10 protein-coding genes are annotated in these 11,622 nt (G+C 62.1%); 4 read left to right on the forward strand and 6 right to left on the reverse strand.

Annotated features, from left to right (window positions below; genetic code table 11):
* Positions 1-96: 96 nt before the first annotated feature.
* The 6 genes from HNO86_RS16710 to HNO86_RS16735 form a co-directional block, all read right to left on the reverse strand.
* Positions 97-870 carry an enoyl-CoA hydratase gene (locus HNO86_RS16710; protein ID WP_175378044.1) on the reverse strand — a complete coding sequence of 258 codons (774 nt, stop codon included), beginning with the start codon at positions 868-870 and terminating at the stop codon, positions 97-99.
* A gap of 15 nt (positions 871-885) precedes the next feature.
* The gene (locus tag HNO86_RS16715; protein WP_175378045.1) at positions 886-2,013 is read right to left on the reverse strand and encodes an acyl-CoA dehydrogenase; all 1,128 of its coding nucleotides are present in this window, start codon (positions 2,011-2,013) and stop codon (positions 886-888) included.
* Between the two features lie 154 nt (positions 2,014-2,167).
* Positions 2,168-3,361, reverse strand: coding sequence for an acetyl-CoA C-acyltransferase (locus tag HNO86_RS16720; RefSeq protein ID WP_175378046.1), 1,194 nt, complete (start codon positions 3,359-3,361; stop codon positions 2,168-2,170).
* A 12-nt stretch (positions 3,362-3,373) separates the two neighbouring features.
* Positions 3,374-4,135: an SDR family NAD(P)-dependent oxidoreductase gene (locus HNO86_RS16725; RefSeq protein ID WP_175378047.1), complete on the reverse strand. Its 762-nt coding sequence runs from the start codon at positions 4,133-4,135 to the stop codon at positions 3,374-3,376.
* 16 nt (positions 4,136-4,151) lie between these two features.
* Positions 4,152-5,816, reverse strand: coding sequence for an AMP-binding protein (locus HNO86_RS16730; protein ID WP_175378048.1), 1,665 nt, complete (start codon positions 5,814-5,816; stop codon positions 4,152-4,154).
* A gap of 258 nt (positions 5,817-6,074) precedes the next feature.
* Positions 6,075-7,091 (reverse strand): AraC family transcriptional regulator, encoded by a 1,017-nt coding sequence (locus tag HNO86_RS16735; RefSeq protein WP_175378049.1) that lies wholly within the window; start codon positions 7,089-7,091, stop codon positions 6,075-6,077.
* A 187-nt stretch (positions 7,092-7,278) separates the two neighbouring features.
* Here HNO86_RS16735 and efeU point away from each other — a divergent pair, with 187 nt between their 5' ends.
* The 4 genes from efeU to efeO (HNO86_RS16755) all read left to right on the forward strand — a co-directional run bounded on the left by efeU (position 7,279) and on the right by efeO (HNO86_RS16755) (position 11,583).
* A complete protein-coding gene (gene efeU, locus HNO86_RS16740) occupies positions 7,279-8,118 on the forward strand; it encodes an iron uptake transporter permease EfeU (protein ID WP_175378050.1) in 840 nt (279 codons plus the stop codon).
* A 113-nt stretch (positions 8,119-8,231) separates the two neighbouring features.
* Complete coding sequence (gene efeO / locus HNO86_RS16745; RefSeq protein WP_175378051.1) at positions 8,232-9,431, forward strand: iron uptake system protein EfeO; 1,200 nt, start codon at positions 8,232-8,234, stop codon at positions 9,429-9,431.
* Between the two features lie 17 nt (positions 9,432-9,448).
* Positions 9,449-10,741: an iron uptake transporter deferrochelatase/peroxidase subunit gene (gene efeB / locus HNO86_RS16750; protein ID WP_175378052.1), complete on the forward strand. Its 1,293-nt coding sequence runs from the start codon at positions 9,449-9,451 to the stop codon at positions 10,739-10,741.
* A gap of 17 nt (positions 10,742-10,758) precedes the next feature.
* Complete coding sequence (gene efeO / locus HNO86_RS16755; RefSeq protein ID WP_175378053.1) at positions 10,759-11,583, forward strand: iron uptake system protein EfeO; 825 nt, start codon at positions 10,759-10,761, stop codon at positions 11,581-11,583.
* Positions 11,584-11,622: the final 39 nt, after the last annotated feature.

The raw sequence follows: 11,622 nt of genomic DNA on the forward strand, positions 1-11,622 counted from the left end.
ATGTAGGAGCTGCCGCAGGCTGCGATCTTTTGATTTTGATTTGAAAAACGAGATCAAAAGATCGCAGCCTGCGGCAGCTCCTACAGGGGCCTGGCATCACTTGTTGGTGAAATCCGCCTCGCGCTTGGCAATGAAGGCCGCCATGCCTTCCTTCTGATCCTGGGTTGCGAATGCCGCATGGAACACCCGGCGCTCGAAACGCACGCCTTCAGACAGGCTCACTTCGAAGGCGCGGTTGACGCTTTCCTTGACCATCATGGCGATCGGCAGGGATTTCTTCGCGATCAGCGCCGCGACTTTCAACGCTTCGTCCAGCAACTCATCGCTCGGCACGATGCGCGCGACGATACCGCAACGCTCCGCTTCCTCGGCGCCGATCAGACGGCCGCTGAGGCACATTTCCATGGCCTTGGCCTTGCCCACGGCGCGGGTCAGGCGCTGAGTACCGCCCATGCCCGGCAGCACGCCGAGGTTGATTTCCGGCTGACCGAACTTGGCGTTATCGCCGGCCAGGATGAAGTCGCACATCAGCGCCAGCTCACAGCCGCCGCCCAGGGCAAAACCGTTGACCGCGGCGATGATCGGCTTGCGGCGGTTGGCCACCCGGTCGCTGTCGCTGAACAGGTCGTCGATGTAGATCTGCGGGTAGGTCAGCTCGGCCATTTCCTTGATATCGGCACCGGCGGCGAACGCCTTTTTCGAGCCGGTCAACACGATGCAACCGATGTTCGGGTCTTTCTCCAGGCCATCGAGGGCGTGGTTCACTTCGCTGACGATCTGCGCATTCAGCGCGTTCAGCGCCTGCGGACGGTTCAGAGTGATCAGACCGACGCGGTCGTGGATTTCCAGCAAAATCGTTTCGTAGTTCACGTAAAGGTTTCCTTTTTATAGGTTGCGCGAAATGACCATGCGCTGAATGTCGCTGGTGCCTTCGTAAATCTGGCAAACCCGCACGTCGCGGTAGATCCGCTCCACCGGGAAGTCGTTGAGATAACCGTAACCGCCCAGGGTTTGCAACGCCGAGGAGCAGACCTTCTCGGCCATTTCCGAGGCGAACAGCTTGGCCATCGAGGCTTCGACCAGCGCCGGCTTGCCGCTATCACGCAGCGCCGCGGCGTAGTGCACCATCTGCCGGGCGACGGCGATCTGGGTCGCCATGTCCGCCAGACGGAACGCGACCGCCTGATGCTCGATGATCGGTTTGCCGAAGCTCTCGCGCTCGCGAGCATAGTCGCGGGCTGCTTCGAACGCGGCACGGGCCATGCCCACCGATTGCGAGGCGATGCCGACGCGACCGCCTTCGAGGTTGGCCAGGGCGATCTTGTAGCCCTCACCCTCTTCGCCCAGGCGGTTGGCCACCGGCACTTTCACGTTTTCGAAAAGGATCTGGCAGGTGTCGGAGGCATGCTGACCGAGCTTGTCCTCGACCCGCGCGACGCTGTAGCCCGGTGAATCAGTGGGCACGATCAGCGCGGTGATGCCACGCTTGCCGGCGCTCGGATCGGTCACTGCAAACACGATCACCACCCCGGCGTTCTGCCCGGAGGTGATGAACTGCTTGCTGCCGTTGAGCACGTAGTGGTCGCCTTCGAGCCGCGCGCGGGTTTTCAGGCCGCTGGCGTCGGAACCGGCCTGCGGCTCGGTCAGGGCGAACGCACCGAGCATCGCACCGCTGGCCAGGGGCTTGAGGAAGCGTTCTTTCTGGTCGTCGTTGCCGTAGTTGAGGATCGGCACGCAGCCCACGGAGTTGTGCACGCTCATGATGGTCGAGCAGGCGCCGTCGCCGGCGGCGATTTCTTCCAGGGCCATGGCGTAGGCCAGGTAACCGGTGTCGCAACCGCCCCACTGCTCCGGCACCAGCATGCCGAAGAAGCCCAGCTCGGCCATCTCGCCGATGGCGTCCTTGGGGAAGCGGTGTTCACGGTCCCATTCGGCGGCAAACGGTTTCAGCCGTTCCTGGGCAAACTGCCGGGCCGCGTCGCTGATTTGCAGTTGTTCGTCATTGGGGATCATGACCAGTCCTTAAAATTTTGCGCATTAACCGAAATCAAACACGGTACCTGTGGGAGCGGGCTTGCCCGCGATGGCGGTGTATCAGCAAACAAATAGGTCGGCTTATTGGGCCTCATCGCGGGCAAGCCCGCTCCCACAGGGATGGAGGACTGCCTTAGACCAGGCACTCCACAGCCATCGCCGTCGCTTCACCGCCACCGATGCAGATCGCCGCCACGCCACGCTTCAGGCCCTTCTGGCGCAACGCCGACAGCAGGGTCACGAGGATCCGTGCGCCGGATGCGCCGATCGGGTGGCCCAGGGCGCAGGCGCCGCCGTGGACGTTGAGCTTCTCGTGGGGGATTTCCAGTTGGGTCATGGCCGCCATGGCAACCACGGCGAAGGCTTCGTTGACTTCCACCAGGTCCACGTCATTGAGCGACCAGCCGGTTTTCTTCATCAGCTTCTGGATCGCACCAATCGGCGCCACCGGGAACAGGCCCGGGGTATCGGCAAAGGCCGAGTGGCCGTGAATCACCGCCAGCGGCTTCAAACCGCGCTTGTCGGCTTCGGAGCGGCGCATCAGCACCAGCGCCGCCGCACCGTCGGAGATCGAGCTGGAGTTGGCCGCCGTCACGCTGCCGCCATCGCGGAACGCAGGCTTGAGCGAAGAAATCTTGTCCAGCTTGGCTTTTGGCGGCTGTTCGTCATTGGTGATGGTCACCTGCTCTTTGCCGACGGTCACGGTCAGCGGCACGATCTCGTCCTTGAAGCTGCCGTCCTTGATCGCCTGCTGGGCGCGGGTGGTCGAGGCGATGGCGAACGCGTCCTGGGCTTCACGACTGAAATGGTGGGTTTCGGCGCAGTCTTCGGCGAAGGTGCCCATCAGGCGACCCTTGTCGTAGGCGTCTTCCAGACCGTCGAGGAACATCGAGTCCAGAACGCGGCCGTGGCCCATGCGATAACCGGCGCGAGCGCGGTCCAGCAGGTACGGCGCGTTGGACATGCTTTCCATACCGCCGGCAATGACCACGTCGGCGCTGCCGGCCAGCAGCATGTCGTGGGCCAGAATGGTGGTTTCCATGCCGGAGCCACACATTTTGTTCACCGTGGTGCAGCGGGTCGACTTGTCCAGCCCTGCACCCAGTGCAGCCTGACGTGCTGGCGCCTGGCCGAGGCCTGCGGGCAGCACGCAACCGAACAGCACTTCATCGACGGCGTCTGGCGCAACACCAGCGCGCTCGACGGCGGCCTTGATCGCCGCAGCACCGAGTTGCGGCGCGGTCAGGCTTTTCAGGTCGCCCTGGAAACCGCCCATGGGGGTACGAACGGCACTGACGATAACGATTGGATCGTTGGCAATAGTCATGACAAATCCTCCTTATTTCGCGGCCATGCGCAGGGCACCGTCGAGACGGATCACCTCGCCATTGAGCATGCTGTTTTCAATGATATGGCGCACCAGGGATGCGTATTCGGCCGGTTTGCCCAAGCGTGGCGGGAACGGTACGCCAGCGGCCAGGGAATCGCGGACTTCCGGGGTCATGCCAGCCATCATCGGGGTTTCGAAAATGCCCGGGGCGATGGTCATTACACGGATGCCGAAACGTGCCAACTCGCGGGCGGCAGGCAGGGTCAGGCTGACGATTGCGCCTTTGGAGGCCGCATAGGCCGCCTGGCCGATCTGGCCGTCATAGGCCGCCGCCGACGCGGTGTTGATGATCACGCCGCGCTCACCCCCGGCGTCCGCTTCGGTTTCGGCAATGGCCGCCGACGCCAGGCGCAGCATGTTGAAACTGCCGATCACGTTGACGTTGATCACCTGGCTGAAGCTGGCCAGGGCGTGCGGACCGTTCTTGCCGAGGATCTTCTCACCGCGCACGATGCCGGCGCAGTTGACCAGCCCGTTGAGGCCGCCAAAGGCCTTGACCGTGGCCTGCACCGCCGCCTGCGCATCGGCTTCGTTGCTGATATCGGCGACGACGCTTTGTGCGCCAAGACGCTGGGCCTGGGCCGCGACAGCTTCGGCGTTCATGTCCACCAGCATGACCTTGGCGCCGGCACCGACCAGCATTTCAGCGGTGGCCGCACCCAGGCCGGAAGCACCGCCGGTGACGAGAAAAACCTTGTTTGCGATCTGCATCATTGTTTCCTTGGATTCAAGCTGAAACGTTCTTCGCCGCGGCCTCTTGAGCCTTGGCGATTTCCTGGTTGCGCAAGATGAAGCGCTGCAATTTGCCGCTTGGGGTTTTCGGCAACTCGCTGACAAATTCGATTTCACGGGGATAGGAATGCGCCGCCAGACGCTTGCGCACATGCTGGCGCAGCTCTTCGGCCAGCTCCGGCGTGGCACGGTACTGCGAGCAGATCACCACGAAGGCTTTGACCAGCTCGGTGCGTTCCGGGTCGGGCTTGCCGACCACCGCCGCTTCGATCACCGCCGGGTGTTCGATCAAGGCGCTTTCGACGTCGAACGGGCCGACGCGATAGCCCGAGGTGGTGATCACATCGTCGCTGCGGCCGACGAAGCTGATGCTGCCGTCCGGGTTCCACTCGACCGTATCGCCGCTCAGGTAGTAGTTGCCGACGAAGGCCTTGGTCGGTGCGCCTTCGTAGCCGGCAAACCAGCACATCGGCGATTGGGTCCGGTCGATGGCCAGGATGCCCGGCTGGCCGACGCCCAGTTCCTTGTATTCATCGTCCAGCACCACGATACGGTGTCCGGGCGAGGCAAAACCGGCGGCGCCCATGTGAATCGAGTGCTCCAGGCCGTGGTGGTTGCACAGCACCATGCCCAGTTCGGTCTGGCCGTAGTGGTCGTGGATGACCACACCGAGGTTATCGGCGAACCAGCGGATCACTTCCGGGTTAAGCGGCTCGCCGGCGCTGCTGACGATGCGCAGCTTGCCCTTGATCGACTTGGCGAACTCATCGCCGCCGGCAATCAGCAGGCGGTAGGCCGTCGGCGAACCAGTGAGGTTGGTGATCCCGTATTTGTTGATGACCCGGCAGGTACTTTCGAGGGTGAACGGGCCATCGTAGAAGGTGATCGGGTGCCCCATGGCCATGGGACCTGTCACGCCGAAATAGATGCCATAGGCCCAACCCGGATCGGCGACGTTCCAGAACGCGTCTTCGGGGCGCAGATCCACGGCGTCACGGGTGTAGCACTGGAAGGCGACGATGGCCTTGAGCGGCACCGACAGCGCTTTCGACGGGCCGGTGGTGCCCGAGGTGAACATCAGCAGGAACGGGTCTTCGCCGGTCAACATCACCGGTTCACAATCAGAAGAGTAATTGGCCAGTTCGGCCCAGAAGCTGTAATCGCCACGGACGATGCCCTGCCCCTTGGCGCCGCCAACGGTGACGATGGTCGGGCAATCAGCCACTTCGGCGAGTTTGGAGCGATTGACCGCGTCGGTGACCACAACTTTGGCGCCGGAGCAGCCAAGGCGGTGCTCGATGGCCTTGGGCCCGAAGGCGGTGAACAGCGGCTGGTACACCGCACCGATGCGCCAGGCGGCGAACACGGTGATCAATAATTCGATGTTGCGCGGCAGCAGGCCGGCGACTTTGTCGCCCTTGCGCACACCCTGGCTCAAGAGGAAGTTGGCAAAACGCGCGGCCTTGTCTTGCAGGTCGCTGAAGGTGTACGTGGCGCTGCTGCCATCGCGTCCTTCCCAGAACAGCGCAATGCGCCCGGGCAAGGCATGCCGGTCGCAACATTCGACGCAGGCGTTGAGGGCTGTCAGATCACCCTTGAGTGCGGCGTCGACGGTGTGCTGATAGTTGAACTGTGAAACGGCAGACAAGTAATCGCGCATTGCCAGAATCCCTCTATGTTTTTATTAGGTTGGGGGAACCTTATCCAACAGAGAAATACTCGCTCCGCGCGGAGTGGCGGGCAATGGTCAAAGTTATCAAGTTGCTTGACTGGTTTGGCCAAGGTTTCAAGTGATGTGGCGCCTTTGAGGGCCTCATCGCTGGCAAGCCAGCTCCCACAGGTTTTTTGAACACCACGGATCATTGTTAGGGCTGGCTTGCCAGCGATGGCGTCAGCACGCCCACCACAAACACTCGGATCAGGTCGCTTCGTTGAGGATCAAACTACGGTAATGCCCCGGATTGGAGCCGGACCACTTGCGAAACGCCTTGTAGAACGAGCTGGCATCGGCAAACCCCAACCTTGTCGCGATGTCGGCAAAGCTGATGCTCGGCTCGGCCAGCCAGACAATCGCCAGTTCCTTGCGCACGCTGTCCTTGAGCCCTTGATAGGTCTGCCCCTCCTCCGCCAACCGGCGGCGCAAGGTCGACGCCGACATGCACAACCGCTGCGCCAGCGCCTCGGTTTCCGGCCATTGCTCGGCGGGAAGCAAGCGCAGATCGTGCTTGATGCGGCTGGCCAGGCTCTCTGGATCACGGTATTTCACCAGAATGTTGGCCGGCGCCTGGCCCAGGAATCGCTGAAGCTCCTGCGCTGTGCGCTTGATCGGCAAATCCAGGCAATCGGCGGAGAAAATCATCCGCGTACGCGGCCTGTCGAAGCGCAGGTTCTCGGAAAACATCACCTGATAGTCATCGCAGAAATCCGGCTTCGGGCAACGCAACTCGATGGCCAGGATCGGGATACGTCGCCCGGCCAACCAGCAGGCGACGCCGTGCACGATCATCCAGTAAGTGAAATAGGTAAAGGCGCGGCGCGGCGCCTGGTCGTCTTCCGACAGGACGATTTCCGCGAGGCTTTGCTGGCGCACCAGTTCGGCGGGCATGCGTTCGAGCATCAATGACAGGAAGTCCAGCCCGCTGGTCAACCCAGCAGACAGGCTCGGCTGGACCATGGCGCAGCGGCAGAGAAACGCCAGGCTGCCGGATTTGAGCTTGCGCGGGTCCATGCCGAAAAATTCGTCATCCCCACGCCGGGCCAGCAAGCGCCAGAGCCGCGCATAAGCACTGGCCGGCACCCGGGCGACATTGCTTTGCAGCAGCGACGGATCAATACCGACCTTGCTCAACACCTCATCGGTCGCCGCGCCCGGCGCGCAGCTCTGCAACAGCGCTTCACGCACCAGTTGAATGGAAATGGTGTCTTTTTCCGACATTGAGCGAGGTGGGCCGTGTGGTTGTTTTGAGTGGTGGGCATATTAGCGCAGAACCCTGTGGGAGCGGGCTTGGGCAATCTTCAGGGTTGTTCAGCTTAGGTTCAGGTAAATGTCAATCGATGCCATTTGGGAATGAGTGTCATTATGTTACAACTTAGCACCCTATCTATTCCTCACACGGTGCCGAATGCTTGTCCCCTTTCTGATCATGCTGCGCGAAGGCATCGAGGCCGCGTTGATCGTCGGCATCATCGCCAGCTACCTCAAACAGACCGGTCGCGGTCAGTGGATGCCCGCCGTGTGGATCGGTGTGTTTCTCGCCGCCGCCCTCGCCTTGCTGGTCGGCGGTGGCCTGGAACTGGTCAGCGCTGAGTTTCCGCAAAAACAGCAGGAACTGTTCGAAGGCGTGGTCGGCCTGGTGGCCGTAGGGATCCTGAGTTCCATGGTGTTCTGGATGCGCAAGGTGTCGCGTTCGATCAAGCACTCGTTGCAGGCGTCTCTGGATCAGGCGTTGACCGGCTCCAGGCATCAGGTGACCGCGCTGATCGCCATGGTGTTTTTTGCCGTGGCCCGGGAAGGCCTGGAAACGGTGTTTTTCCTGCTCGCCGTGTTCCAGCAAAGCGAAGGCCCGGCGGCACCGATTGGCGCCCTGCTCGGCCTGATCCTGGCGATTGTCATCGGCTGGCTGATCTACACCGGCAGCATGCGCCTGAACCTCGGCGCGTTCTTTCGCTGGACGGGCCTGTTCATCCTCGTGGTGGCCGCCGGGATTCTCGCCAACTCGGTCCAGGCGCTGCATGAAGCCGGTGTGTGGAATCACCTGCAAACCGTGCTCTTCGACATCAGCGCCATCCTGCCGATGGATGGCCCGCTGGGTTCGGTGCTGGCCGGGATGTTCGGTTACCAGGATGCACCGACGGTCAGCACCCTCGGGGCTTATCTGATTTATCTGCTGGTGGCGTTGGTGATGTTCTTTCTGCCAACACCTGCCCCCTGCAGGAGCGAGCCTGCTCGCGATGGTCGTTAACGATAACGCGTGAAACCCGATGCCCAGCGGTGCCTGTGCATTGATCGCGAGCAAGCTCGCTCCCACAGGGTGAGCGAACAGCCTTCTTCAGTTTCCAATCAGTAAGGGCAACCATGCCAAACCCAGCCCCCACCCAGGCTTCTCCTCCCCGCGCCTTGCGCTGGGCGGTTGCCGGTTCGGTGATCGTGATGATCGCCGCCGGCGGCCTGTTCTACTACGCCTCGCAAATGGCCGCAGCCAAGCGCCAGGCCAACCACGATGAAGTGCTCGTGACCATTCAATCCCATAGCTGCGAACCCAATGCCCTGACCGTGCCCGCCGGCCACGCCAGCTTCCGCATCGTCAACCGGTCCGAGCGAGCCGTTGAATGGGAAATTCTCGATGGCGTGCTGGTGATCGAAGAACGGGAAAACATTGCCCCCGGCCTGAGCCAGGTGATCAACGCGAACCTGTTGCCCGGCGACTACGCGATTACCTGCGGCCTGTTGAGCAACCCGCGCGGGACGTTGCACGTGACGCCGACGGCGGCCTCGGATGCCGCGGCCAAAGCCAGGCCGTCCATGGTGGCCTTCGTGGGGGCGTTGTCGGAGTTTCGCGTGTACTTGAGCAGCCAAAGCTCGGCGCTGATCAAAGCGGTCAGCGCACTGGATCACGCCATTGAAACCGGCGACCTGAGCCAGGCCCAGGCCCTTTATGCCCAGGCAAGGGCCGCGTATCAGCGCATCGCCCCGGCCGCGCAACGCCTGGCGGAGCTGGACAACGCCATCAACGCCCGCGCCGACTACTTCGAAAAACGCGAACAGGATCCGGCATTCACCGGTTTCCATCGCCTTGAATACGCGCTGTTCCAGCAACGCAACCTGGACGGTCTGGCGCCAGTCGCCCAGCGCCTGCTGGCGGATGTCACCGCCCTCAAGCAGCAGCTGCTGGCCCAATCGCTGCCACCGGAGCAATTGGTGAGCATCGTGGTGCGCAACCTCAACACTCTCGCTGACGTGCGTGCGAGCAGCGGAGAGGAAGAACGCTACAGCCACACCGACCTGTACGGATTCGCCGGCAACCTCGAGGCCGCGCGAAAGGTCGTCGAATTGCTGCGTCCGCTGCTGACCAAGTCCGCCGCCGACCTGCTGCCGAAAATCGACACGGCCCTCAATGCATTCGCAGCGCAGCTCGACGCCCTCAAGCGGGGCGACGGCTACGCCAGTTACGACAGTGTCAGTGCCGAACAGCGCAAGCAAATCGCCGACAAGGCCAAGGCACTGGCAACAGCACTCGATGACATCGACCCCGCCCTCGGCCTCTCCGGCCTGTAAGCAGAAGACGACTTCAGATGAACGATTCAGAGCCATTGAACCTCCAACGTCGCCGCGTCTTGATGGGCATGGGCGCCGCCGCGCTGGCCGGTACAGCGCTGAGCTGCCCGGCCATGGCCGCCAGCCCCGCGCAGGTGACCGAAGCCCCCAGCAGCGACCGCACCGAAGACCGCCACGATTTCCATGGCAAGCACCAGAGCGGCATCGTTACCCCGCGCCCGGCGTCCGGCATGTTGGTGGCGTTCGATGTGTTGGCCAGCGACCGTGAGGATCTGCAGCGGTTGTTCCGCACGCTCAACGAACGCATCGCGTTCCTGATGAAGGGCGGTCCGGTGCCCCAGGTCGACCCGAAACTGCCACCGGTGGATTCGGGGATTCTTGGGCCGGTGGTCACCCCGGACAACCTCACCATCACCGTGTCGGTGGGTGAATCACTGTTTGACGAGCGCTTCGGCCTGGCCCACGTCAAACCCAAACGCCTGATGCGCATGGTCGGTTTCCCCAACGACGCGCTGGAAGCCGATTGCTGCCACGGCGACCTGAGCTTGCAGTTCTGTGCCAACACCGCCGACACCAACATCCACGCCCTGCGCGACATCGTGAAGAACCTTCCGGACTTGCTGCTGGTGCGCTGGAAACAGGAAGGCAGCGTGCCGCCCCAGGCCCCGGCCAAACCCGGTGTGCCGGCACAGAGTGCACGTAATTTCCTCGGTTTTCGCGATGGCTCGGCCAACCCCGACTCCAACGATGGCAGCGCCATGGACCGCATTGTCTGGGTCCAGCCCGGCAGTGACGAACCGTCATGGGCAACGGGTGGCAGCTATCAGGCTGTGCGCATCATCCGCAACTTCGTCGAACGCTGGGACCGCACGCCATTGCAGGAACAGGAGAGCATTCTCGGCCGGGTCAAAAGCAGCGGCGCGCCCATCGGTGGCAGTCACGAAACCGAGGTTCCAGACTACGCCAAGGACCCGCAAGGCAAGTTGACCAAACTCGACGCCCACATCCGCCTGGCCAACCCGCGCACCGCCGCGACCCAGGCCAACTTGATACTGCGCCGCCCCTTCAACTACTCCAACGGTGTGAACAAGAACGGCCAGTTGGACATGGGTCTGCTGTTCATCTGCTACCAGGCCGATCTGGAAAAAGGCTTCATCACCGTGCAAACCCGGCTCAACGGCGAGCCGCTGGAGGAATACCTCAAGCCGGTCGGCGGCGGGTACTTCTTCACCCTGCCCGGTGTCACCGGCGATCAGGATTTCATCGGTCGCACGCTGCTCAATGCCACTGAACCTAAAACAACAACCTGACCCAACGGAGCCCTACCATGAAAAAGTCGCCACTGGCGTTAATGCTCACCCTAGGCTTGCTCAACACCCCGTTTTCGGCTTTCGCGGCGACGGCGCCGCTGGAGTTGGTACAGCCAATTTCCGACTACAAGATCTACGTCACCGAACAACTGGATGAGCTGGCCAGCCACACTCGGCAATTCACCGACGCGGTGAAAAAAGGCGACCTGGCCACGGCGAAAAAGCTCTATGCGCCAACCCGGGTGTACTACGAGTCGATCGAGCCGATCGCCGAGCTGTTCAGTGACCTGGATGCCTCCATCGACTCCCGGGTCGACGACCACGAAAAAGGCGTGAAAGCGCAAGATTTCACCGGCTTCCACCGCATCGAATATTCGCTGTTCTCGGAAAACAGCACCAAGGGCCTGGGTGAACTGGCGGACGGTCTCGACAAAGACGTCAAAGACCTGCAAAGCCGCGTCGCCGGCCTGACCTTCCCTCCGGAAAAAGTCGTCGGTGGCGCTGCTGCGCTGCTCGAAGAAGTGGCGGCCACCAAGGTCTCTGGCGAAGAAGATCGCTACAGCCACACCGACCTCTATGATTTCCAGGGCAACATCGACGGGGCGAAAAAGATCGTCGACCTGTTCCGTGCGCAGATCGAAAAACAGGACGCCGCGTTTGTCGCCAAGGTGGACAAGAACTTCGCCACGGTGAACAAGATCCTGGCCAAGTACAAAACCCAAGACGGCGGTTTCCAGACCTACGACAAAGTGAAGGAAAACGACCGCAAGGCCCTGGTGGGGCCGGTCAATACACTGGCGGAAGATTTGTCGACCCTGCGTGGGAAATTGGGGCTGAACTGAATTTCAGCTATTGGACAGACGCTTCGCGGGCAGCACTTG

Source organism: Pseudomonas sp. C1C7, from assembly GCF_013359595.1.
Lineage (GTDB): Bacteria > Pseudomonadota > Gammaproteobacteria > Pseudomonadales > Pseudomonadaceae > Aquipseudomonas.